Below are 24182 nucleotides of genomic sequence, written 5' to 3'. Positions count from 1 at the left end.
CGTGCAACCCGCCAGGTTGGCGGTGGCGTGAGTAACCCGGTACCGCAGACAGGGGGAGACCTGATGAGTGACCGGGACGCCGCGTTCCAGGAGTACTTCGCGGCCCGTTCCGACGCCATGCGCGGCACGGCGTATCTGCTGTGCGGCGACTGGCATCGCGCGGAAGACCTCGTGCAACAAGCCTTCACGAAGCTCTACCTGGCGTGGCGGCGAATAGACCGGCACGAGGCGCTGGACGCCTACACCAGGCAGGTACTGGTGCGGACGTTCCTGTCCGAGCGGCGGCGCGGGTGGTTCCGGTTCGAGTCGGTGAGCGAGGACCTCGCCGACTCGGCCGCTGCACCGGGTCGCTACCCGGAGGAGCGGATGGTGCTGCTGGAGGCGCTGGCGAAGGTGCCTCCGAAGCAGCGCGCGTGCCTCGTGCTGCGGTACTGGGAGGACATGTCCGTCGACCAGACGGCCGCTGTCCTCGGGGTTTCGGGAGGAACGGTCAAGAGCCAGGCCGCGCGGGGGCTGCAGACGCTGCGCGGTCTGCTCTCACAGCAGGAGAGGGTTCGATGAACGAACAGGACCTCAGGACGGCTTTCCAGGACGTGGTGGTGACCAGCAGCCCCCCGCCGGCCATGGATCCGAACCGTGCGCTCGACGTCGCGCGCAAGGCCCGGTCCAGGCGGCGGTCGTCGCAGGTCGGCGCGGTGGTGGCGGTGCTCGTGGTGGGCATCGGCCTCGGGTCGGCGTTCGCGCTCGACCCCGGCGGCACGCAGGACTACCTCATCGGTGCGGGGCCGAGCAGCAGCAGCTCCCAGCCGGGTGCCTCGTCGAAGATGGCGTGGCCGTCCGGGCAGAACGACCGCACCGCGCAGCAGGGCCCGCAGGCTGCGCGCGGCGTGCAACTGCTGGAGGCGGTCAAGCAGTCCGCCCAGGCGCACGGCTTCGAGACGCCGTCGCTGAAGTACCAGGACACGAAGTACCAGAACGGCGACCTGCTCCACACCCAGGCGCAGATCTCGTCGAACGAGGGTGAGCCCGAGGTCTGGGAGTACACGTCGTACGTGCCGGTCCGCAAGAACGACAAGGTCGGCAAGCTGATCGTCGAGGTGTCCACGCCCAGCCAGGGCAGCGCCTCCGAGCCGTGTGCCCTGGCCAGGCAGTTCTGGGGCATGAGCCGGGCGATGTGCAAGGTGCGCGACGTCGACGGGAAGAAGGTCGGTGACGCGGCCAGCACGGACCAGGGCCGCGTGATGGGCTGGATGTCGTACAAGCACCCGAACGGCTGGGTCGTGAACGTCGCCCAGAGCGCGGGCTACGACGGAGGCGGCTACCCGGCGCTCGACGTCGAGCCGTTCTCCGGCGAAGAGCTCGCCGCCATGGCGGTCGACCCGAAGTTCGTCCTCGGGAGCTGACCCGGTCGCACACGGAGGGCGGTCACGTTCTGTGGCCGCCCTCTCTCCTGCGTCCGATCGGGTGTTTTGGCAGGTAGAGTGCCGCCCGCGATGCGGACTCTGCTCATCGACAACTACGACTCGTTCACGTTCAACCTCTTCCAGCACCTGGCCGAGGTGAACGGCGCCGAACCCGTGGTCGTCGCCAACGACGACCCGCGCTTCCGGCTGTCCGCGCTGCGGTCGTTCGACAACGTGGTGATCTCGCCGGGACCCGGCCGGCCGGGCAACCCCGCCGACTTCGGCCTCTGCCGCGCGGTGGTCGAGCACGCCGAGATCCCGTTGCTGGGCGTGTGCCTGGGCCATCAGGGGCTGTGCCTGTCCTACGGCGCCACGGTCGGTCCCGCACCGGTGCCGCGCCACGGCATCGTCTCACCGGTGACGCACACGGGCGTCGACGTGTTCGCCGGTCTGCCGTCACCTCTCGAAGTGGTCCGCTACCACTCGCTGGCGGTCACCGAGCTGCCTCCTTCCCTGGAAGCCGTCGCGTGGAGCGACGACGGCGTGCTGATGGGTGTGCGCGCGCTCGACCGCCCGGCGTGGGGCGTGCAGTTCCACCCCGAGTCGATCTGCACCCAGTCCGGCCGGGAGCTGCTGGCGAACTTCGCCGCCCTCACCCCCACCCGGACCGCCGCCGTCCCCGAACCCGCGGTGGTTCGTACAACGGCTCAGAAGCGCCCTGTGCACGTTCGCCGCCTGGACCTGGCCGTGGACGCGGAGCAGGCGTTCGCGGCCCTCCACGGGACCGCTGAGACCGCGTTCTGGCTGGACAGCGGCTCCGGCGGGCGGTTCTCGTTCCTGGGTGACGCCTCAGGGCCCCTCGCGCGGGTGGCCCGGTACTCGGTACCGGACCAGGAGCTGGTCGTCGACGGTGAACGCCTGCACTGCCCGTCGTTCTTCTCGTGGCTGGACGAGGACGTGGCCGCCTGGGCCGTCGAACACCCCGACGTGCCGTTCGACTTCGCGCTCGGCTGGGTCGGCTACCTCGGGTACGAGCTGAAAGCCGAGTGCGGCGGTGACTCCGCCCACCGGTCCGACCACCCCGACGCGTCGTTCGTCTTCGCCGACCGCGCCGTCGTGATCGACCACCACGAAGACACCACTTATTTGCTGTCGTTGACCGACGACGACTGGTTCGACCAGGTATTGGTCGTATTGAACGCACTCACCCCGTTGCCGGCCCCTGAACCGCCCGCCGCGGCCACCGTGCAACTGCGGCACCCGCGCACGCACTACCTGAAGCTGATCAACGCGTGCCAGGAAGCCATCACCGCCGGCGAGACCTACGAGGTCTGCCTGACGAACATGATGTCCTGGCAGGCCGACGTGGACCCCTGGGCCGCTTATCGGCTGCTCCGCGCCGCAAATCCCGTACCGTTCGGCGCGTTGCTGCGTTTCGGTGAACTGTCCGTGCTCAGCGGGTCACCCGAACGATTTATCCGCGTCGACCGGGATGGCGTCGTCGAGTCATCGCCGATCAAGGGCACCCGCCCCCGCGGCGAAGACGCCGCCGAAGACGAGATGTTGCGCACAAGCCTGGCCCGATCGGTCAAGGACCGCGCCGAGAACCTGATGATCGTGGACCTCGTCCGCAACGATCTCGGCACCTGCGCGGAAGTCGGTTCCGTCGAGGTGACCCGGTTGTTCGACGTCGAGACCTACACCACCGTCCACCAATTGGTGAGCACCGTGCGGGCACGACTTCGACCGGACAGTTCCGCCGTCCGATGTGTTCGAGCCGCGTTTCCCGGCGGGTCCATGACCGGAGCACCGAAGATCCGGACCACGCAGATCCTCGACGGGCTCGAAGCTGGTCCACGTGGCGTGTACTCGGGAGCCCTCGGATACTTCTCGCTCAACGGCGCCGCGGACTTCAGCATCGTCATCCGAACGCTGGTCCGCAACGGTGCCCAGGTCAGTTTCGGCGTCGGCGGAGCAGTCATCTCGCTGTCCGAGCCGGACGCGGAATTCGAGGAGACGGCGGTCAAGGCGACAGCCGTGTTGCGGCTGTTCGGAGCGGACTTTCCCGGTCGCTGATCCCACGCGTTCCGGGGATGGTGTGAACGAACCGGGACGTGTTACACCTTTGTGCTTCTGTTCTTGGTAACACGTCGGCCGGCCACCCGGCCGACGTGTGGAAACCCCGCGAGTCCGCGCAGGTCAGGACGCGTGCGCTTCCTGGAACTGCACGACCAGGTTCTGCGGAATGCGGCCGCGGTCCGAGATCTGGTGCCCCTGCGCACGGGCCCAGTCCCGAATGCGCTGCGCCTCAGCCTTGTCACTGGCCTTCACCGTGGACTTGCCGGTGCCCTTGCGCTGCTTGCGGCCACCCGCACGACGAGCCTTGGCGACGAAGTCCGCCAGCGACTCGCGAAGCCGCTCCGCATTTCCCTTCGACAGGTCGATGGCGTACTCGACACCGTCAAGTGCGAAGGTCACGGTCTCGTCGGCTTCTCCGCCGTCGAGGTCGTCGATGAGTTGGACGACGGTCTGCTGTGCCACTGTTCCTCCGTTGGGTACTCACATAGCACGCGGATCCTCGACCAAACCACGTGCACCGACAACACCATAGTCCACACGAGGAAAAACGGCGAACCTTTCGCCGCTGAAATGTGACCCAACCGCCCGGTCGGGGCATTTTGCGGAGGAAACCGCAGGGGTGTTATGGGTCCAAAATGTGCAGCTAGTCGTCTCATCACGCCGCTGTTGCTGGGCTTGCCGGACGCTTCACCATTCCCGCTGACGGAGCAGCGTTGCACATAACGCACCACCCGTCCTCCGGGTATCCTGCACATACCCGCCAGGGGTAGGGAAGGTCAGGAGCGATGCACGGGTACACCGCGGACAAGGACGCATACCTCAAGCGACTGCGCCGCATCGAGGGACAGATCCGCGGCCTCCAGCGCATGGTCGAGAACGACGAATACTGCATCGACGTCCTCACCCAGATCGCCGCCGCCACGAAGGCCCTCCAGGCCGTCTCCCTCGGCCTCCTCGACGAGCACCTCAAGCATTGTGTCGCCCAGGCCGTCGCCGAAGGCGGCCCCGTCGCCGAGGAGAAGCTCGCCGAAGCCACCGCGGCCATCAGCCGTTTGGTGAAGTCCTAGGGGTACCCGCAACAAACCACACCGCCAGATCCGCTACAGTTCACCCCGCTACGCCCCCGTAGCCCAATCGGCAGAGGCAGCGGACTCAAAATCCGTCCAGTGTGCGTTCGAGTCGCACCGGGGGCACGACCTTCGGGCGGGGTATGTCTGCGGAACGCGCGGACATACCCCGCCCGTGGTGTTTTCTGGGCTCCCAGGTCCCCGGCCGGGCGTTGTTTTGCGCCTTGGTGCGTGGGAGGGTCGGAACGCGATGACCTTGCTGGCGGGGGTGGTGTGGTGGGGTTGCGGGTCGAGGTGGACCACTCGCTCGGCGGGCGGTGGACGTCGTTGCGCAGCGGGGAACGCGAGTGGCTGTGGGCCAGAGAGGACCCGGCACGCGCGGCGGTGTCGCCCGGAGACCCGTGGGTGGACGCGGGCGGGCTGGAGGAATGCGTTCCGACGCTGCGCGGGCTGCCCGACCACGGTGACGTGTGGAGCCGGCCCTGGCACGAGGTCGACGGCTGGTGGGCGGTGGAGACACCGGAGTTCTCGTTCCGGCGGCGCTTCGGCGGTGAAGGCGACGTGGTGGTCGTCGACTACGAGCTGACGGCCGAACCCGGCTATCGGTTCGTGTGGGCGGCGCACGCGTTGCTGGAGCTCAGCCAGGAAGCCCGTCTGGAGGCACCGGAAGGAGTCCCGGTGCTGATCGCGGACCCCGCGCCGGTGATGAGCGAGTGGCCGGCGGGACTGGCAACGCTCGGACCGGACGACGGCACGGCGACCGGTGCGGTGCTGCGCCACGACCGCATCCGGGTGGTCGACGGCGAGCACGCGCTCGACTTGCGGGTGGAGTGCGCGGGACAGCCGGTGTCGATCGCGCTGTGGCGGAACCTCAAGGGCTGGCCGGAACCGGAGCCCTACCGCAGCATCGGGGTGGAACCCATGGTCGGCGCGAGCTTCGAACGCACCGACCCCGACAACCCGGTCGCCGTCGTGCCCGCCGAAGGGATCGTGCGGTGGCGGCTCACCGTGGAATCGGCGTGACCGTGCGGCCCCCGAAGGTGTCCTCAAAGGACTGAAGCTCCGGGTGCGTGCCTGCCGTGAGCTGATCTGCCCACAGCAGCAACGGAAGCGGCCGCGGCGGTGGCACCGGCATCGTCGGGTGCATGACGAACGACAAGATGTTCAGCCCCGGTCTGAGGGACCGGTTCTTCGCGCAGCGGGTGCTGATCCTCGACGGCGCGCTCGACGACGACAACGGCACGGTGCTCGCGACCCAGATGCTGTCGCTGGCGAGCGAGGACCCGCGGCAGGACATCGCGCTGTGGATCCACTCGCCCGGCGGGTCGGTGCCGTCGATGCTGGCGATCCGCGACGTGATGCGGCTGGTCCCGTGCGACGTGGCGACCCTCGCGCTGGGTCTCGCGTGCAGCGCGGGCCAGTTCCTGCTCTCCGCCGGCACCAAGGGCAAGCGGTTCGCGTTGCCGCACGCCCGCATCCTCATGCACCAGGGGTCCGCGGGCATCGGCGGCTCCGCGGTCGAGGTCGAGGTGCAGGCCGACGACCTGCGCCACACCAGGGACACCGTGCTCGGGCTGATCGCCGAGGACACCGGCCAGCCGTTCGACCGGATCTTCACCGACTCGCTGCACGACCGCTGGTTCACCACCGACCAGGCCCGCGAGTACGGGTTCATCGACCACGTCGTCAGCGACCTGGGCCAGGTCGTCCCCGTCCGCACCCACCAGTTGGGCCTGCACTCCGGAGCCGTCGCATGAGCACCTACACCATCCCCAACGTCATCACCCGCGACGCCCGCGGCGAGCGGATCATGGACGTCTACTCGCACCTGCTGTCGTCGCGGATCGTCTACCTGGGCACCGGGATCGACTCGGGCGTGGCCAACGCGCTGATCGCGCAGCTGCTGCACCTGGAGTCGGACAACCCCGACCTGGAGATCAACCTCTACATCAACTGCGAGGGCGGCGACCCGTCGGCGATGCTCGCGCTCTACGACACCATGCGCTACATCAAGGCACCGGTGGCGACGACGTGCGTGGGCCAGGCCGTCGCGGCGGGCGCGGTCCTGCTGGCCGCGGGCGCGGAGGGCCGCCGGTCACTGCTGCCGCACGCCAGGGTCGTGCTGCACCAGCCGGCGGCACAGGGCAGGGGCACGATCCCGGACCTCATCCTCGCCGCCGACGAGGTCGTCCGGGTGCGCTCCCAGTTGGAGAACGTGCTGTCGCGGCACACCGGGCGCGACGTCGCCCAGCTGCGCCACGACACCGACCGCGACCGCGTGTTCGACGCGGAGGGTGCTGTGGCGTACGGACTGGCCGACCAGGTGCTGGAGCAGCGCTAGGCCGCCATGAGCACCGGTCCGCTGGGACGGCCGAGGGACCGCGTGGTCATCACCGGGCCGCCGGGGCGGTGCACCGGACGCGCGGTCTGGAAGTGCCGGACCTGGCCCGCGATGCCGACGAGCAGGTCGGCCAGGTCCACGCCCAGCGCACCGGTGACCGCGGCGATCATCTCGCTCGACGGCTCCTTGCGCCCGCGTTCGATCTCGGACAGGTACTGCGTCGAGATGCCCGCCCGTTCGGCCACGTCGACCAGGCGGGCACCCTGGAGCTCCCTGATCTCGCGCAGCTTCCGGCCGAGCGCCTCGCGCCACAGCGGCTGCGGCTCGCGCTTGCCCTTGAAGTCGAAGATGTCCGCCATGCCGCCATCGTGACAGCAGCCGCACCGGCCGGAAGGTGCGTTCTGCTGTCGGCAGAAAGACGCCGTCAGCTCAACGCGGCGACCACCGGGCACGTCTCGCGCGGCCCGTTCGCGGCCACGTCGAGCAACGCCAGCCGCACCCGTTCGAGGTCGCGCACCCGTTCCTCGATCTCGCCCACCTTCTCCTCGATCACCCCGCCCAGCCCGGCCACGTCGACCGGACCGGCGGACAGCGCGAGGATCTGGTCGATCTCGGTGAGCGTGAACCCGAGCAGCTGCGCGCGGCGGATGAACTTCAGCCGCTTCACCGCCTCCGGCTCGTACTCGCGGTACCCGCCGCTGGTGCGCCCCGACGGGACGACGAGCCCGCGCCGTTCGTAGAACCGCACCGTGCTGATGCCCACGCCCGCCGACCGGGCCAGTTCGGAGATGCGCACCGCCGGACGCTACCCCGCCCTGCGCCCGGCCAGCAGCGCCCGCAGCTGCGCCGCACCCCACGCCACCTCCAGCACCAGGAACACCGCCAGCACCGGCGTCTCGCCCTGCCAGAGCGCCCGGGTGAACCACCCGCTGAACAGCACCCTGCCCACCGTGTCCGCGGCGATCAACACCGGTTCCGGCCGCACCCACCGGACCACCGACCACAGCACCACGACCGTGCCGAACAGCGTGGCGAACAACAACGTCATCGCGTTCGGCGGGGGAGGCGGCGCACCCGGCAGCCCGAGCGCCGCGTGCAGGTCCCCGATCAGACCCAGCGCGAACGCCGCGGTCCACGGCGTGAGGAAGGCGGCGCTCGCCACCAGGTCGTACAGCGCGCCCGCCCGGCCCCACCTGGTCACCGCGGCGCGTTCCGAAGTCTCGACGGTCTCGATCACACCGCCACCCTCGACCCTGCACCACGGTGCAGGGTCAAGCCCGCTCAGGAGAACGCGATGGACCGCGCCGACCGCAACGCCCTGTCCACGTCCCGCCAGTAGGCGCGGAAGCCGGCCGGCGCCGACCGGGCGTGCTCGCCGCCCTCCGCGCGCAGGAGGTCCATGTGCTCGGCCGTGAGGATGACGAAGAACTCCCACCGGTTCTGCCCGGTCATCGCCGGAACGGCGCGGTCGCGCCCGCGTTCCAGCTCGCGGTGCACCATCTTGAGGTCCAGCAGCCGTTCGCACTGCGCCGAGTCCCGTGCCGCGTCGATCAGGGTGCCCACCAGCGCGATCAGCCGGTCGTAGTCGTCGAGCAGCAGCTCGACGGTGTAGGTGGAGCGGTGCGTGCTGACCCGGTTCTCCTGCTTGCGCCGCCACCAGACCGGCGCGAGGTCGTGCGCGAGGACGTCCCCGTCCTCGCGCAGCCGCCGGGCCAGCTCGCGCAGGTTCCCGTCGCCGGCGTGCTCCCGGTACTCGAACGCGACCGCCCGCAACGAGGTCCGGTCCGGGTGCAGCGTGCTGAAGTGCTGCAGCAGCACCGACTGGTCCTCTTCGGACAGCGTGCCCCACTCGCCGTACGGCCCTCCGCAGGCCTCCGCGAGCTCGTCGAGGCACAGGGCGGCCGCGAAGAGCTCGTCACCGCCCCACTCCTCGTTGATCCACCGGACGAAGCCGGGATGCACGGCGTTCATCGGTCTCCCTCCCCGGAGCAGAGGGTAGCGCCGCGGCGGAACGCCGGCCGGTGCCAAATCAATGACATCTCCTCCGGTCACGGGCATGATCGGTCGCATGAGATCTGGGGGCGGAGCTCTTCTGGCGGTGGTGACCGCGCTCGTCGCACTGACCTCGTGCGGCAGGCACACGGCGTTGCGGCAGGAACCGGTGCTTCCGCCACCCGCGCTGACCACGGCGGCACCGGCGGAACCGGCCTGCACCGGCGGCCTGCGGTTCACCACGAGCGGCGGCGACGCGGCCACCGGCCTGCGCGTGATGGCGGTCGAGGTGGTCAACTGCGGCATCGAACCGGTGCAGCTCAACGGCCACCCGCAGGTGCGCCTGCTCGACGAGCGCTGGCAGCCGCTGGACGTGGCGGTCCTGCCGGGTTCCGGCGGCATCGCACGGCTCGAAGGCTTCGACGACCCGCCACAACCGATCACCGTGCAACCGGGCGAGCGCGCGCGTTCGGCGATCCTCTGGCGGAACACGCACACCACGCTCGACCCGCCGCAGGTCGGCAGCCACGTCGACCTGGCGGCCGCACCCGGCGGCGCCTGGCAGTCGCTGGTGCCGGTCGCACCCGAGCGCAGCATCAACATCGACCTGGGCAGCACGGGCCGCATCGGTGTGCGGGCGTGGTACCGCTGAGGTCCACTGTAGACGGTGTCGCGCACGTGTCGGCCGGGTAAATTCTTCCGGCGCCGCAGCGTTTCCGTGTTCTGATGGCCGCATGTCGACCACCGCACTGCTGAGCTTCACGCTCGTCGCGCTGCTCACCGTCATCACCCCGGGCCTGGAGACCCTGCTGGTGCTGCGGACGGCCCTGCTCGTCGGCCGGCGCGCGGCGCTGGGCGTCGTGGTCGGCAGCACCCTGGGCTGCCTGGTGTGGGCGGCGGCGGGTCTGGCCGGCCTGACCGCGCTGCTGACCGCGTCCGAACTCGCCTACGACCTGGTCCGCGTCCTCGGCGCCGCCTACCTGGTGTACCTGGGCGTGAAGGCGCTGTGGACCGCCCGCACGCCCGTCGACCTCGACGAACCGGCCCCGGTCCCGTCGGTCCGCGCCGCCGTGCGCGTCGGCCTGCTGACGAACCTGCTCAACCCCAAACCCGGCGTCTTCTACCTCTCGCTGCTGCCGCAGTTCCTGCCCGCGTCCGCACCGTCGTGGGGCGTGCTGCTCGTCGCCATCCACCTCGGCATCGGCCTGCTGTGGTTCCCGGTCCTCATCGGCCTGGCCGCCCGCGCCCGCGCCTTCCTGCTGCGCCGGCGGCTCCTGCTCGACCGGCTCACCGCCACCGTGCTGATCGCGCTGGGGCTGAAACTGGCCGCCGAGACGCGGTGAGCCGGTGCCGACGAACCGGCTACCAGCGGCGGTCGGGGTCGTCGCCGGTCACCGACCGGTGCCACGCCGCCAGCGCCACCCGGCTGGGCAGGCCCAGCTTCGTGCGGATGTTGACCACGTGCCGGTCCGCCGTCCTGGGCGAGATGAAGAGGCGGGCGCCGATCTGCTTGGCCGAGAAGCCGTCGGCCACCAGGCCCGCGATCGTGAACTCCTGCCTGGTCAGACCGCCGGGCAAGGTCGGCCGGGGCGGGCGGCGCTCGGAGTCGGGCACCGGTTCCAGCGCGAGCTCCATCGCCTGGTCGGGGCGCAGGTCGGCGCCCAGGGTGGCGATCACCGGGTGGTCGTCGCCCAGTGCGCGGCGGACGGTGCGGTCCGCGCGTTCCAGCAGGACGCGGAACGGGGTCAGGCCGGCGAAGGAGATCCGGGTGGTGCGCTCCTGCGACCGCAGCGCGCCCAGCAGGCGGGTCGCGCGGTCGTGGGCGCCCAGTTCGGCGCAGGTGCACGCGAGCAGCCACAGGCTGTGGGCGGGACCGTGGGTGTCGCCGAGGGTGAGCTGGATGCGCAATGCCTCCGCGGCGTGCGGGTGCGCGAGGGCGGGGTCGCCGTGCAGCAGTTCGTAGAGGCCGCGGTGCCACAGCGCCCACGCGGTCGACCAGGCCACCCCGGTGCTCTTCGCGGCCAGCGCGGTCGTCGCCTTGTCGGCGGCCTCGGCGTCGAGCAGGAGGCAGGAGGCGGTGGCGAGGAACAGCTCGATGACGTACGTGTCGCCCGGCGCCGAGCGTTCCCTGGACAGCTCGGCGAGGCGCTCGTACACCGGCACGCAGTCCGCAGAGCCCGCCACGAGGAAGAGCTGCGTCGCCTCCACCCACATCAGGTCCACATCGGACTCCGCATCCGGTGGCTGCCCGCGCAACTCGCTCAGCAACGGGCCCGCCGCCGCGAGGTCGCCCTGCGTCAGGGCCAGCAACGCCTGGTGCGCGGCCAGCGACGTCCGCAGCGGCGGTCCGACGGCCTCGCGTGCGATGGCCAGCAGGTCCTGGAACTGGCCGAGCACGCCCGCGAGAACGGGGAACCGGGTCCGCCCCAGGTCGATCAGCATCGTCGCGCCGGTGGGCGCCAGGCCGGGGGAGCGCAGCGCGTACCCGATGGCGGTCCGGAGGTTGGGCCACTCCTCCCGCAGGCGCGCGACCCACCGCGAGTCGTCCGGTGAGAACCACGACCTCGCGGCCTCCTCCGCCACCGCGCTGTAGTGCCGCACATGTCTGCGCCGCACCGCATCGGGGTCCGTCAGCAGACCTGTGCCGAACCGCGCGACCGTGTCCTGCAGCCGGTACCGCGTCCGCTCCGCCACCGGGTTCGCCGACACCGTCACGAGCACCCTGTCCACCAGTGCGGACAGCGAAATCTCCCTGCCGCACAACGCTGTCGCCGCAGCGAGGTCGAAGTCCGCCGGGAACACCGACAGCGCCGCCCACAGCTCGCGCTCCTCGTCGGAACAGCCCCGCGCCACCCACTCCAGCACCGGTGCGCGCACCGGCTCGCCCGGTCGCGTCGCGGCCAGCTCGACCGCCAGCGGCGTCCCGTCCAACGCCTCCGGCAGCCCTGCCTCGGCAACCGCCACCCGGTCGCGGAACAGCGCCAGCGCATCATCAGCGGACAACGGCGGCACCAGCAGCACGCACTCGCCGTACAGGTTCAGCGGTGCACGCGAGGTCACCAGGACCGTGAGCCCCTCGCAGTGGCGCAACAGGTGGTGCACCAGGTCCCGCACGGCGTCGAGCAGGTGGTCGCACCCGTCCAGCACGAGCATCAAGTGCTTGTCGTACAACGCCTCCACGAGCCGACAGGGGCCGGCGTCCCGCCCGTTGTCGACGACGCGCAGCCCGGCCGCGACCGTCCTCGCCAGCAGCGCCGGGTCGTCGAGCTCGCCCAGCGGCACCAGCCACACCCCGTGCCGGAACGCGGTGTCGTCCCGCACCGCGCGCGCCGTCTCGACCGCGATCCGCGTCTTGCCCACACCGCCCGTGCCGACCAGCGTCACCAGCCGCGACCGGCCGAGCAGCGCCCTGGCCTCGGCCAGCTCGGCGTGCCGGCCGATGAACGCCGTGGGCCGGTCGAGCAGATCGTCCCGCACGGTCATCGGCGCATCCTTGCCCAGCTCGCGCGCGCCACGGCGAGAAGGATCGACTCACCACCCTTTCGGCCTAGCACTCTCACCCGGCGCGCCCACAGGTCAGCGCACGGGCGCGGGCTCGCGGTCGCGGGAACGGATGATCATCTTGCCGGCCAGGCGGACGCCCTGCCGCGCGTTCAGGTGCGGCAGGTAGGCGCGGCTCACCGCGTTGGCGATGCGGGGCAGCGCCGCCGAGTCCGGGTACGCCATGAACATCGGCCGGTAGGTCGGCTGGAACTTCGCCTTGAACGCGAACAGCGACCGGAACCCGTACACCGGCTCCAGCACCTGCCCGGTGAGGTCCAGCACGCGCTGCACCCCGCGCGGGGGTTCGCCGCGGTCGAGGCGGGCCAGCGGGGCGCCGGACAGGCTGAGGAACCGTGCGCCCTCCTCCTTCAGCGACGTCGCGGCGGAGGCGATCAGGAACTCCATCGAGCCGCGGAACCCCTCCGAGCGGCGGCGCATGAAGTCCAGCGTCCAGCCCACGACCTCGCCGTCGGCGTAGACCGGCAGCCAGCTCGTGACACCGTGCACCGTGCGGTCGGCGTCGACCGCTACCAGGCAGCGCACCCCCTCTCCGGTCAGCTCCTCCAGCCCGCCGAGCGTGAACCCCATCTCGGGCAGGCCCTTGTCCGCCACCCACTCCGCCGAGATCGACCGGATCTGGTCGGTGATCGCGAACGGTGCGTCGGCGAAGGTGCACCACTCCGCGGTGATGCCCGCCTTCGCCGCCTTGTTCAGCGCGGTGCGGACGTCCTGCCACTTCTTGCCCGTGAAGCTCAGCGCCTCCAGTTCCACCACGGTGTCCTCGGCGACCTGCACGGCCGACCAGCCGAGGCCCGCCACCGCGTCCCTGGTCGCCGCGCCCACGCTGTACAGGCACGGCGTCCAGCCGTTGCGCGCGCAGAACTGGGCGAACCCGCGCACGGCCGCGAGAGGCGCCGGACCGATCGGGTCGCCGACGGTCAGCGCGATCGTCGCGACCACGCGGTACGCGATGGCCGTCTCGCCGTCGGGCGTGAACCAGTACTGGTTGCCGCGCCACGTCGTCATGTACGACAACGACGAACCGCCGTGGCGCCGCATCAACGCACGCGCGCGCTCGGCCGCCTCGGTGCACGCGGTCGGCCAGGAACGCCACGACGCCATCAGCAGACCGGCGAGCGCGATCAGCCAGAACACCACGCCGGTGTACTCGAACAGCAGCGCGCCCACGAACCCGTCCGCCGAGAACTGCAACGGCACGAGCCCGACCAGGTACCCCGGCGGCAGGAACCGCGCGGGCAGGTCGGCGAGCAGCTCGGAGAACCCCGGCGCCGGCGTGAGTTCGTCGCGCACCAGGTACCCGCCGAACACGTACAGCGCCGACAGCAGCGCCACACTGCCCAGCGTGAACCGCCAGAACCGCACCACGGCACGCCGGGGCAGCGCGACGTCGAAGTGACGACGCGTCACCAGCAGCACGACCGTGATCGCGAGCGGCACCAGCATCGGCACGCTGTACGAGAACGCCAGGTCCAGCGCCCCGCGTTCGGGGATCTGCGCCGCCTCCACGACGTACCACCCGATGAACGCCGCGTACGCCGCGTTGCAGACCAGCGCCGACCACCACGCGAACCGCCGTCCGCGCCGCAGGCCTTCCGCGAGCACCAGCAGCAGCATCGCCGGCAGCACCGACATCACCAGCGCCGGGAACCGCCCGTACGACAGCTGGACCAGCATCGTCCGGCACAGGTCCACCGCGTCCGGGTTGCCGCACACGACCGCCACCTCGTCCTGCGACGGCTGCACGACCGCCACGACGTCGGCGAACCACCACAGCGGACCGTCCTGGTTGGGCGACAGCATCGCCACCACCGGTCCCAGCGCCGAGGCCGCCAGCAGCAACGCCACCAGCACCCGCGTCTCCTGCAACGTGCGCGCCCTGTGCTCGCCACCTCCCTTCAGGAACAACGCTCCGACCAGCAGACCCACCACACCACCGGACAGCCGGAGCAGGTCCTCCAACCATCCTGAGTAGAGCGTAAGGACCAGCACCGACAAGATCGTGAACAAGCGCACCCGGCGCCGCCACAGCGGTGGCAGGCGGAACGTCAGCGCCAGCGCGAGCCCCACCCCGCCGATCGACGGCCCCGCGGCCACGTGGCCGACCAGCGAGTCCAGCCACCACCAGCCCGCGGCCTGCCCGAGCAGCACCCACGAGATCCCCAGGAACGCGCCGACCACGTGTGACACCAGGAAGATCGCCGCCGTCCGCAGCGATCCGAACTCCCGTTCCGCCAGCGCGCCGAAGACCAGCAGGAACACCGTCGTCGCGACGTAGCCCGGCAGGTCCATCGCCCACAGCACCGAGGTCAGCACCGTCCACGCCGGACTGTCCGTGCCGAACCCGACCCGCTCCAGCACCTCGTCGACCGGCGGCGCCAGCGTCCCGACGGTCCAGAACACCACCAGGAACGAGCACGTCAGCGGTGCCGTCCGGAACAACCGCGCGATCATCCGCCGCGCCCTGCGCGCCACGGCCACCACCCCGTTCACCTGCTCAACCCCGTCCGTGCCGCGAGCCACGGCAGCGCGTGTTCGTAAAGCCCGGCCCGCCACACGTTCCAGTCGTGCCCGCCGGGCAGCTCGTGCCGCACCACGTCCATGCCCGCCTTGCGGCAGACTTCGAGCACCAGCGCGTTCGCCTCGCGGAACCCCGGGTCGCCCAGGCCGACGACGATGACCCCCGCGGTGTGCGGGAACCGTTCGCGCGCGAGGACGTCCAGCGGGTTGACCCGCAGGAACGCCGCCTCGTCCCCGGCGAAGGCGGCCTTGACGGTCTCCTCGCGCGTGCCGAGCGTGGGCTCGGCCTGGCCGCTGAGGTCGATGAAGTTGCCGTAGACGTCCGGCGCGCGCACGGCCAGCTGGAACGAGCACGTGCCGCCGTGCGAGAACCCGCCGACGGTCCACGCCTCCCGGCGTTCGTCCACGGTCAGCCGCTTCCTGACCCACGCGGGCACGTCCCGCGCGAGGTACGTCTCCGACTGCCCGAGCTTCGAGTCGAGGCAGAGCGGGTTCGCCGTCACCGCACCGAGTTGGTCGGGCACCACCACGACCGGCGCGAGCCCGTCGTGCGCGCGTGCGAACGCGTCCATGTTCTCGACGAGCCGTCCGGCGTCGTGCCAATCGCGCGGACTGCCCGGTTGACCTGCCATCAGCACGATGACGGGCAATCGGGGCCGTGGGGTCGCCGAGTACGCCGGTGGCAGGTACACCCACGCCGGACGTGCCTTGAAGGCGCCCGGGATGTCGACCTCGGAGACCGTCCCCTTGTCCGGCAGGTCCGGCGGCTTGCGCCACACGTCGGCCAGCCGCTTGCCCGCGGGCACCTCGAGGACGGCCGAACCGGGCTTCGCGGCCTCGTCGAGGTCCACGGTCGGGTTGCTGAAGACCTCCAGCGCCGCCCGCATCGTCGGGTACTGCCCGAAGAACGCGTTCGTCGCCGTCACCGCGCTCGACACGACGACAAGAGCGGCCACCACGCTCAACGTGCGCAGGTACCACCGCCCGGCCCGCAGCCGCGCGACCGCCAGGCAGAGACTGACCAGTGCCGCGCCCAGCCACCCGAGCAGGACCGCCGGCAGCGGTTCCGGCCACGGTTTCCACACGTGGTCGACCACGTACGCCAGCCCCGCGACGACCAGCGCACAGCCCAGCACGGTCAACGGCAGCACGCGCGTCCACCACGTCCGTTTCGCCCGCATCGCCAGGAAGAGCAGCGCGACCACGCCCGCGGCAGTCGCGGCGACGGGGATCGGCCCGTGTAGCAGGGACAGATCCAAGGGGCTGGACATGCCGTCAGTTCATCAGCAGATCTACAGGTTCCACATCGGAGATTGGTCTCGGTTCGATGACGTGAACATCAGCCTTAAGGCTGACAACGCTTCAGCTGATCGGTGCGTCGGGCCACGCGTTCGCCAGCACGCGCAAGGCCTCCGGGTGCTCGGCGATCTCCGCGGCGCGGGACAAATCGGACTCCGCCAATCCCAGCTCCCGCAACGAGGTCGCGGCTCCCAACCGTGCCGCGGTGTCGTGGACGCGCCCGCCCAGGTCGGCGGGTGCGGTGTGGGGGAGCAACACCGTGTGCGTTGCGGCATGGGGCATTCCGAACGATCCACCCAAAACGTGCGCCAGTTTGTGGTGCAGCCCCATGGGAACCGACGCCAGGCACGTTCCCGCCAACCACGCCGAGTACAACAACTCGGTCCGTGCGTCCACCGTGGACGGATCGTCAGCCAGTGCGTGCAAGATGCCGTCGATGGCCTTGACGGCGATGGCGTCGATCAACGGGTTCTCGTTGCCGCGTGCCGTCACGGCGTGCGCGAGCGCGTTCACGGCGCTGGTCACCGTGACGTCCAGCGGCAGGTCCAGCGTCAGGTCGACGTCGTAGACAACCGTGTCCGGCTGCACCGCCGCGTCCCGCCGGGTCTTCTTCAGCCCGTCCGCCGTCTCGCCCAGCACCGGCGTGACCTCGGAGCCCGCGTAGGTCGTCGGAACGATGACCTGGGGCACGCCCGCGCGCACCGACAACGCCTTCGCGAGCCCGGTGCCGGACCCGCCACCGACCGACACGACGCAGTCCGCGCCGTGCTCGCGCAGCACCGCGAGCGCCCGGTCGGTGACCTCGACCGGGGTGTGCACGGTGGCGCCGGTGAACCGGGCCGCGAGCAGCGGTCCCAGCGCCTCGGCGACCCGGTCGCCGCCGTGCCGGGCGATCAGCAGGACCCGCGCGGCGCCCAGGCGCTCGACCTCGGCGGGTACGGAGGAGGAGGTGCCGCGACCGAACACGATCCGCGTGCGCGCCGGCTCGAAGGTGAAGCTCACGAGGTCGTATGTTCAGCGCCACGGGGACCGGTCGCAACTCTGCGGAACCAGACTTTCGACTCTGCTAGGTGACTTTGTCACTCCGTAGCGTGAAAGTTCATGAACCGTGCTCGTGTTGTAGTGGCGTTAGTAGGGGCCCTGACCCTCGCGCCAATCCCTGCCACAGCGGCGACACCGGCGTTCACCCTGTCCGGCGGCGTGTCCGCTCCCATCCACTCGATGGCCGACGCCGTCCGCGAGAGCGTCTGGGTCGACACCGGCCTCGACCTCGACGGCGACGGCCGCGGCGACCGCGTCACGGCCGACGTCATCAGACCCGCCACCACCGGGCGCGTGCCCGTGATCATGGACGCCAGCCCGTACTACCAGAGCGCGGGCCGCGGCAACGAGAGCGAGGTCAAGACCTACGACTCGGCCGGCGTCCCGGTGAAGTTCCCGCTCTTCTACGACAACTACTTCGTCCCGCGCGGCTACGCCGTCGTGCTGGTCGACTTCCTCGGCACGAACCGGTCGCGCGGCTGCGTCGACGTCGGCGGGCGGGCGGAGATCGCGTCCGCCAGCGCCGTGATCGACTGGCTCAACGGCCGCCGGACCGGCTACACGACCGTCACCGGCAGCACGACGAAGTCCGCGAGCTGGTCGACCGGCGCCGTCGGCATGATCGGCAAGTCGTGGGACGGCTCCATTGCGAACGGCGTCGCGGCGACCGGTATCGACGGTTTGAAGACCATCGTCCCGATTGCCGCTATCAGCTCGTGGTACGACTGGTTCCGTTCCGACGGCGTCTCCTACCGCAGCTACAGCTCCCCGACGGGCCTGGGTTCGCAGTTCGAGAACTCCAACGCCAGCTCGCGCTGTGGTGCCGTGCGCACGGAGATCAACAACGGCTCTCCGGCCAACGGCGACTACACGGCCATGTGGCAGCAGCGCGACTTCGTGCGCAACGCCTCGCGTGTGAAGGCGTCCGTCTTCGCCATCCACGGCCAGAACGACCTCAACGTGAAGACGCTGCAGTACGGCCAGTTCTGGGACGCGCTGCCGGCGACCATGCCGAAGAAGCTGTGGTTCTCGCAGACCGCGCACGTCGACCCGTTCGACTTCCGGCGCGCCGAGTGGGTGCCGACGCTGCACCGGTGGTTCGACCGCTGGCTGCTCGACGTGCCCAACGGCATCGAGAACGAGGCCCAGGCGTCCGTCGAACGCAACCCGGACCAGTGGGAGGACACGCAGACGTGGCCGCCCGCCGGGACCACCACGCAGGTGCTGCGGCCTTCTGCCGCGGGCCTCGGCACGACGCCCGGCACCGGGACCGCGGCGTTCACCGACAACGGCAGCGGCACGCCGTCCTCGTGGCTCTCCGGCTCGAACACCGGCCGGGTCGTCCACTCGACCGCGCCGCTGACGTCGGACCTGCTGGTCGCGGGCACGTCGTCGATCACGGTGGGGGTGTCGTCCTCGACGCCGACCGCGCACCTCACGGCGTACCTCGTCGACTACGGCCCGGCGCGGGTCCGCACCGGTGAGGGCATCCGCACGCTGACCGCGGAGTCGTGCTGGGGCGAGAGCCGCACCGGCGACGACGCCTGCTACCGCAACACCGAGACCACGGCGGGCAACGTCGACGCGCAGGTCATCGCGCGCGGGTGGGCCGACCTCGCGAACTACGAGTCGCGTTCCACCACGCGCACCATCACGCCGGGCACCAAGTACCGCATCACGTTCCGGCTGTCCACAACGGACCACCTCGTCCCGGCGGGCCACCGCCTGGGCCTGCTGATCGGCGGCACCGACTCCAGCGTGATCGTCGCGCCGGGTCGGCTGCCCCGGCTGACCGTGGACCTGGCGGACACCTCGGTGCGGGTCCCGATCCGCGGCACGGTGCCGGCCGCGTCCGCCGCCCCGATCACCGCGCTCAGCGTTTCCGCAGGTACGCAGAGCGCGCTGGGCTAGCTCCCCGCGTTGTCGGTGCCGCTCGCTAGCATCGGCGGCATGGGTTCAACCGACCACGGAGACGCGCTGCAGGTCCTGCAGCGCGTCTTCGGGTACCCCGAGTTCCGCGGCGAGCAGGCCGACATCGTCGAGCACGTGATCGCGGGCGGCGACGCGCTCGTGCTCATGCCGACCGGCGGCGGCAAGTCGTTGTGCTACCAGATCCCGGCGCTGGTGCGGTCCGGCACCGGCGTGGTGATCTCCCCGCTCATCGCGCTGATGCAGGACCAGGTCGACGCGCTGCGCGCCCTCGGCGTGCGCGCGGGCTTCCTCAACTCGTCGCTGTCGTGGGACGAGCGCCGGATGGTGGAGGCGGAGTTCGTCGCGGGCGAGCTCGACCTGCTCTACCTCGCGCCCGAGCGGCTCAGCTCCGAGGCGACCGTGCAGCTGCTCGACAAGGCCGACATCGCGCTGTTCGCGATCGACGAGGCGCACTGCGTCTCGCAGTGGGGCCACGACTTCCGGCCCGACTACCTCTCGCTCGCCCACCTGCACGAACGCTGGCCGAAGGTCCCGCGGATCGCCCTCACCGCCACCGCGACCGAGGCGACCCGCAAGGAGATCCTCACGCGCCTCGACCTCGGCGACGGCCGCCTGTTCGTCTCCAGCTTCGACCGCCCGAACATCCAGTACCGGATCGTGCCGAAGAAGGAGCCCAAGAAGCAGCTCCTCGACCTGCTGCGCGGCGAGCACGCCGGTGACGCGGGCATCGTCTACTGCCTGTCGCGCGCCTCGGTCGAGAAGACCGCCGAGTTCCTGGTGGCGAACGGCGTCGAGGCGCTGCCGTACCACGCGGGCCTCGACGCCTCGGTCCGCCAGCGCAACCAGGCCCGCTTCCTGCGCGAGGACGGCCTGGTCATGGTCGCCACCATCGCCTTCGGCATGGGCATCGACAAGCCGGACGTCCGGTTCGTCGCCCACCTCGACCTGCCGAAGTCCGTCGAGGGCTACTACCAGGAGACCGGCCGCGCGGGCCGCGACGGCCTGCCGTCCACCGCCTGGCTCGCCTACGGCCTCGCCGACGTCGTGCAGCAGCGCAAGATGATCGAGTCCTCGGAGGGCGACCAGGCGTTCCGCCGCCGCAGCCAGGCGCACCTCGACGCGATGCTCGCCCTCTGCGAGACCGTCAACTGCCGCCGCACCTCGTTGCTCGACTACTTCGGAGAACCCGGCACCCCCTGCGGCAACTGCGACACCTGCCTCACCCCGCCCGAGTCGTGGGACGGCACGGTCGCGGCCCAGAAGCTCCTCTCCACTGTCTGGCGCCTGCGCACCGAGCGCAACCAGAAGTTCGGTGCCGGCCAGGCCATCGACATCCTGTTGGGCCGCAAGACCGCCAAGGTCCTGCAGTTCGACCACGACCGCCTCAGCACCTTCGGCCTCGGCGAGGACCTCACCGAGTCGGAGTGGCGCGGTGTGGTCCGCCAGCTCCTCGCCCAGGGCCTCCTCGCCGTGGAGGGCGAGTACTCCACGCTCGTCCTCACGCCGGCCAGCGGCGACGTCCTGTCCCGCAAGCGCACGGTCATGATGCGCAAGGACATGACCCCGGCCCGCTCCACCACCCGCACCGCCACACCGGGTGCCAAGCCGAAGGCCGCCGCCGACCTCCCCGCGGAGGCCGCCCCGCTCTTCGAGACCCTTCGCAAGTGGCGCGCCGACCAGGCCCGCACGCAGGCGGTCCCGGCCTACGTGATCTTCAACGACGCCACCCTCCGCGGCATCGCGGCCTCCCGCCCCACCACGCTCGCGGCCCTCGGCACCGTCAGCGGTGTGGGCCAGGCCAAGCTGACCAAGTACGGCACCGCGGTCCTCGAACTGGTGGCCGACGCCGGTCCTGGTGCCGCGGCACCGGACCAGGCGCTCCTCGGCACCGGCACCCCGGCGAAGCCCGCGCGGTCCGCCCGGCCGTCGTCGCGCGCCACCGCGGCCGGTGCCTGGGCCCCCGGCGCCTCGGACGACGACGGGTTCTCCTCGCTGCCGGAACCGGAGGAGTGGCCCGAGCCCGAGGAGCCCCTCGACTGGTGACGGGGCCTCACCCCACCGCTTCGATCCGCACCCCGCCCACCACGTTCCTGCCCGACGTCCCGACCGCGGCGAATCCCGTCCGGTTCAACACCAGGCACCCGCGTCCCACCCCGACGACGGGCGCTGTCACCTGCCGCCCGCTGTCCAGGTGCGTCACCCGCACCACGGTCCCGACCGGCAGGACGGACGAGAACGCCTCGGGTGCCCCGCCCACGTCGGACAACGCGACCGAAGCCCCCTCGCACACAACTCGTCCCGCGGTCCCGGAAGCCCGCACCTGCGCCTTCGCCGACGGGTCCGGCGCCGGCGCATTTCCCACTATCTCCACGAGCACGCGCCGGAGAACCGTTTCCGCTCCACCTCGCGCGGCGTCCGGCGACCGCAGCGTCTCGTACGCCGCGTAGTTCAGCACCGCGCACTTCTGCGCCGTCCCCACCACGGGAACGGTGATCCTGCGCTTGTTGGCGAGATTCGTGATGCGCAGCGAGGTCCCCACCGGGATCTGGTCCGACAACACCCCGGCCGGCCCGCCGACCTCCTTGAGCTCAAGTGGTTTTCCGGCGCAGACCTCCTTGCCGGCGACCGAGGTCTGCGCCGACGGCGAACCCGATCCAGCCAGAGCGAAGGCCGTACCCCCGACCGCGGCCACGACCGAGAACACCCCGGCGGCCGCGATCCAGCCCTTTGACCAGCGCATGTGCAACACCCGACCCTTCTGTCAGGCCGTACGGCCCGCGGAACGGCCCGGTTCAACGACGGGTGGCCCTCACCAGCGCGGTCGGGTCGCAGGCAGCCAGGTGGTCGCGCACCACGACGTGGGTGAAGCGGTACTCGCCGTCGACCCGCGTGAGCAGCAGCCGGTCCTCGGCGAGGTGCAGCAAAGCCGTGCGGCGGAACGACAACTCACCCAGCGACAACGGCCGGGTGAGGCCTTCTGCCGCCCATTCCGCGAGCGCGTCGAACGGCCAGACGTAGTCGCGGGCGGCGACCGGTGTCACCATCAACCCGAGCGCGACGCCCAGCGCCGCACCCCACGACCCGAACGACGCGATGCCGCCCAGCAGACCCACCGCACCGGCCAACGGCACCGCGGGCTGCACCCACCACGGCCGGCCGAGCCGCATCCGCTGGTGCTGTGCCGGGCGCACCGTGCGCCACACCCGTCCCACCGCCGCCGCGAACACGCCGCCCGCCACACCCGCGGAGAACCCCAGTCCCATACCGGCCAGGACGGAATGCGGCCCGACCCACACCATGGACACACCGGGCGCCGCCGTGATCAGGATCGACCACGGCACAGGCGCGTCACCGGGGACAAAACCCAATGCCAAGAAGAATGTCGCCACCACCACGAACGCATACGCGGCGAAGTACGGCCACGGCGTTGCTATCCCGCCGAGCCACAAACCCACGAAACCGACCAACAAGCCCATGACCAGACCGGCCAGGAAACCCATCCCGGCGGTTATCAGACCGTGTGCGCGCCCTGGCGGATGGAACACGTGCGGCAGCTTGTTCACCCACACCAGCATCAGCGAAGCCGACACCACGAACGTCAACGCGGACCAGAAGCCGAGCTGCAGCCCGGTTATGAACGTCACCGCACACACCCCACCGGCGAATGCGGCGGGTACGGCCCGGATGAACAGCAACCACAGCGGACGCGTCGGCAGCAGCGGTAACCACGCACGGCGGTGTGGCATGTGCACGGGCGCACCGAGGTTCGGTCGGCCGAGCCGGGCCAGGAACTTGAGCGCGCGGATCGCAGGACCGGCCCCGTGCTGACCGGAGAGCCGCTCGACGACGAAGGAACCGACGAGGTCCGTGCCGATCGTGTCGACCTGCTTGTCGAGGTGCGTCAGCGCCAGGAGGTTCAGCGCCAGCGGGGAGGTCAGCTGCTCCCACACCTCCGGGGTCAGCGCGGCCTCCAGGCTGTCGAGCCGCGGGCTGACCGACGCGACGTACTCCAGCACCTCGCCGCGGGACAGGGGGTCGACGTGGGCGGACGGCAGGTTCTCGATGGGTCCGGTCGAGACCACGACCGAGGCGAACGGCGCCAGTTCGGACTCGCAGTGCTCGCGGTCGGCGCGCGGCACCTCGTCGAGCCCGTCGACCAGCACGGCCACCCGGTTCCGGCGCAGCCAGATCGTGCCGGCGGAGCGGCTGATCCCGTAGCGGCGGTTCATCTCGCGCAGCAGCCACGCGGTGAACTCGGTGGGCTTGCGCGCGCCGTACGGCCGCCAGGTCGCGAGGTCGACCACGACCGGGATCGGTGCGCCGGGGTCGTTGCGGGCCCGTTCCACGAGCACCAGGCAGAGTTCGCGCAGCAGCGTCGACCGGCCGCTGCCGACCGGTCCGACCAGCACCATCGTGTGGCCGAGCCGGTCGTACACGGCGGGCAGGTCGGTGGAGGAGATCTCGTCGCCGTCCGCACGGACGGACAGCTTCGGCTGGCGCAGCACACCGAGCTTGACCTGGGTCTGCGCGGCGAGCGAGGAGGCGAGCAGGGCCTTGACCCGCGCCTCGACCCGGTTCAGCGCGGCCGACCGGCTCGACGTCTCGTGCCCGCGGACCCGTTCCCAGACGGTCAGGACCACCGCGACCAGCACGATCACGCCCACCGCCGGCCACAGCCAGCGCCCGAACTCGCCGAGGAACTCCGGAGCGGTGCCGCCGGTGCTGACGCTGATCGCCGCCGGGAGCAGCAGGAGGACCGTGACCAGGCACAACCCGGCCAACGCGGTGAGCCGTGCCGCTCTCGACAGCCCGCTCGGATCCACCTTCACCTCCGCGATCCCGGCGAACGACGGTAACCGGGACGGCAGGATCGCGGAAGTAACTCGGACGGGTGGTGCGCAGACAGTGCGTTCGGCGGTTTCCCGCCTCACTCACATGCGACTCACC

Annotated in this window: 22 protein-coding genes and 1 tRNA gene; 12 read left to right on the top strand and 11 right to left on the bottom strand. The window is 70.9% G+C overall.

The window, feature by feature from the left end:
• Window positions 1-63 precede the first annotated feature (63 nt).
• From AB0A63_RS14320 to pabB, 3 genes are all read left to right on the top strand, one after another.
• Window positions 64-561: a SigE family RNA polymerase sigma factor gene (locus AB0A63_RS14320; protein WP_360390182.1), complete on the top strand. Its 498-nt coding sequence runs from the start codon at window positions 64-66 to the stop codon at window positions 559-561.
• Entirely contained in the window at window positions 558-1403 is an 846-nt protein-coding gene (locus AB0A63_RS14315) for a hypothetical protein (RefSeq protein ID WP_360390179.1), read from the top strand. The genes AB0A63_RS14320 and AB0A63_RS14315 overlap by 4 nt, the downstream gene beginning before the upstream one ends.
• 90 nt (window positions 1404-1493) lie before the next feature.
• Complete coding sequence (gene pabB / locus AB0A63_RS14310) at window positions 1494-3479, top strand: aminodeoxychorismate synthase component I (RefSeq protein WP_360390176.1); 1986 nt, start codon at window positions 1494-1496, stop codon at window positions 3477-3479.
• A 123-nt stretch (window positions 3480-3602) separates the two neighbouring features.
• Here pabB and AB0A63_RS14305 read toward each other — a convergent pair whose 3' ends face one another.
• Window positions 3603-3944 (bottom strand): Lsr2 family protein, encoded by a 342-nt coding sequence (locus tag AB0A63_RS14305; RefSeq protein WP_030466676.1) that lies wholly within the window; start codon window positions 3942-3944, stop codon window positions 3603-3605.
• A 323-nt stretch (window positions 3945-4267) separates the two neighbouring features.
• Between AB0A63_RS14305 and AB0A63_RS14300 the strand changes: the two genes are divergently transcribed.
• The 5 genes from AB0A63_RS14300 (at window position 4268) to AB0A63_RS14280 (ending at window position 6890) form a co-directional block, all read left to right on the top strand.
• Window positions 4268-4549, top strand: a complete 282-nt coding sequence (locus AB0A63_RS14300) for a metal-sensitive transcriptional regulator (protein ID WP_360390172.1) — start codon at window positions 4268-4270, stop codon at window positions 4547-4549.
• 52 nt (window positions 4550-4601) lie between these two features.
• Window positions 4602-4675: transfer RNA gene (locus AB0A63_RS14295), tRNA-Leu, on the top strand.
• Window positions 4676-4825: 150 nt separating this feature from the next.
• Window positions 4826-5572, top strand: coding sequence for a hypothetical protein (locus AB0A63_RS14290; RefSeq protein ID WP_360390169.1), 747 nt, complete (start codon window positions 4826-4828; stop codon window positions 5570-5572).
• Window positions 5573-5694: 122 nt separating this feature from the next.
• Window positions 5695-6306, top strand: a complete 612-nt coding sequence (locus AB0A63_RS14285) for an ATP-dependent Clp protease proteolytic subunit (RefSeq protein WP_360390166.1) — start codon at window positions 5695-5697, stop codon at window positions 6304-6306.
• A complete protein-coding gene (locus AB0A63_RS14280) occupies window positions 6303-6890 on the top strand; it encodes an ATP-dependent Clp protease proteolytic subunit (protein ID WP_360390164.1) in 588 nt (195 codons plus the stop codon). Before AB0A63_RS14285 ends, AB0A63_RS14280 begins: the two co-directional genes overlap by 4 nt.
• Here AB0A63_RS14280 and AB0A63_RS14275 read toward each other — a convergent pair.
• From AB0A63_RS14275 to AB0A63_RS14260, 4 genes are all read right to left on the bottom strand, one after another.
• Window positions 6887-7249: a helix-turn-helix transcriptional regulator gene (locus AB0A63_RS14275; protein WP_360390161.1), complete on the bottom strand. Its 363-nt coding sequence runs from the start codon at window positions 7247-7249 to the stop codon at window positions 6887-6889. The genes AB0A63_RS14280 and AB0A63_RS14275 overlap by 4 nt on opposite strands.
• A gap of 65 nt (window positions 7250-7314) precedes the next feature.
• Window positions 7315-7686: a MerR family transcriptional regulator gene (locus AB0A63_RS14270; RefSeq protein ID WP_360390158.1), complete on the bottom strand. Its 372-nt coding sequence runs from the start codon at window positions 7684-7686 to the stop codon at window positions 7315-7317.
• A 9-nt stretch (window positions 7687-7695) separates the two neighbouring features.
• The gene (locus AB0A63_RS14265) at window positions 7696-8127 is read right to left on the bottom strand and encodes a hypothetical protein (RefSeq protein ID WP_360390156.1); all 432 of its coding nucleotides are present in this window, start codon (window positions 8125-8127) and stop codon (window positions 7696-7698) included.
• 44 nt (window positions 8128-8171) lie between these two features.
• Complete coding sequence (locus AB0A63_RS14260; protein ID WP_360390153.1) at window positions 8172-8861, bottom strand: hypothetical protein; 690 nt, start codon at window positions 8859-8861, stop codon at window positions 8172-8174.
• A gap of 97 nt (window positions 8862-8958) precedes the next feature.
• Here AB0A63_RS14260 and AB0A63_RS14255 point away from each other — a divergent pair, with 97 nt between their 5' ends.
• A complete protein-coding gene (locus tag AB0A63_RS14255; RefSeq protein WP_360390150.1) occupies window positions 8959-9534 on the top strand; it encodes a DUF4232 domain-containing protein in 576 nt (191 codons plus the stop codon).
• An 82-nt stretch (window positions 9535-9616) separates the two neighbouring features.
• On the top strand, window positions 9617-10225 hold the full coding sequence (locus AB0A63_RS14250) for a LysE family translocator (protein WP_360390147.1): 609 nt from the start codon (window positions 9617-9619) through the stop codon (window positions 10223-10225).
• 19 nt (window positions 10226-10244) lie between these two features.
• On the opposite strand, the gene AB0A63_RS14245 is transcribed toward AB0A63_RS14250, so the two are convergent.
• From AB0A63_RS14245 to AB0A63_RS14230, 4 genes are all read right to left on the bottom strand, one after another.
• Window positions 10245-12365 (bottom strand): LuxR C-terminal-related transcriptional regulator, encoded by a 2121-nt coding sequence (locus tag AB0A63_RS14245; RefSeq protein WP_360390144.1) that lies wholly within the window; start codon window positions 12363-12365, stop codon window positions 10245-10247.
• Window positions 12366-12458: 93 nt separating this feature from the next.
• The gene (locus AB0A63_RS14240) at window positions 12459-14936 is read right to left on the bottom strand and encodes a rhomboid family intramembrane serine protease (protein WP_360390141.1); all 2478 of its coding nucleotides are present in this window, start codon (window positions 14934-14936) and stop codon (window positions 12459-12461) included.
• Window positions 14933-16234: an alpha/beta hydrolase-fold protein gene (locus tag AB0A63_RS14235; RefSeq protein WP_360390138.1), complete on the bottom strand. Its 1302-nt coding sequence runs from the start codon at window positions 16232-16234 to the stop codon at window positions 14933-14935. The genes AB0A63_RS14240 and AB0A63_RS14235 overlap by 4 nt, the downstream gene beginning before the upstream one ends.
• 91 nt (window positions 16235-16325) lie before the next feature.
• Window positions 16326-17264 carry an iron-containing alcohol dehydrogenase gene (locus AB0A63_RS14230; RefSeq protein ID WP_360390136.1) on the bottom strand — a complete coding sequence of 313 codons (939 nt, stop codon included), beginning with the start codon at window positions 17262-17264 and terminating at the stop codon, window positions 16326-16328.
• A 99-nt stretch (window positions 17265-17363) separates the two neighbouring features.
• Between AB0A63_RS14230 and AB0A63_RS14225 the strand changes: the two genes are divergently transcribed.
• Together AB0A63_RS14225 and recQ are read left to right on the top strand one after the other, a co-directional pair.
• Window positions 17364-19214 (top strand): Xaa-Pro dipeptidyl-peptidase, encoded by a 1851-nt coding sequence (locus tag AB0A63_RS14225; RefSeq protein WP_360390134.1) that lies wholly within the window; start codon window positions 17364-17366, stop codon window positions 19212-19214.
• Between the two features lie 39 nt (window positions 19215-19253).
• Complete coding sequence (gene recQ, locus AB0A63_RS14220; RefSeq protein WP_360390132.1) at window positions 19254-21278, top strand: DNA helicase RecQ; 2025 nt, start codon at window positions 19254-19256, stop codon at window positions 21276-21278.
• A 7-nt stretch (window positions 21279-21285) separates the two neighbouring features.
• Here recQ and AB0A63_RS14215 read toward each other — a convergent pair whose 3' ends face one another.
• Window positions 21286-21975, bottom strand: coding sequence for a hypothetical protein (locus tag AB0A63_RS14215; RefSeq protein WP_360390129.1), 690 nt, complete (start codon window positions 21973-21975; stop codon window positions 21286-21288).
• 52 nt (window positions 21976-22027) lie between these two features.
• A complete protein-coding gene (locus AB0A63_RS14210) occupies window positions 22028-24064 on the bottom strand; it encodes a hypothetical protein (RefSeq protein WP_360390126.1) in 2037 nt (678 codons plus the stop codon).
• Window positions 24065-24182 lie beyond the last annotated feature (118 nt).

Source organism: Lentzea sp. NPDC042327, assembly GCF_040647275.1.
Taxonomy (GTDB): Bacteria; Actinomycetota; Actinomycetes; order Mycobacteriales; family Pseudonocardiaceae; genus Lentzea.
Note: the sequence above shows the minus strand (reverse complement) of the source record. Positions and strands in the feature narration are given on the sequence as shown.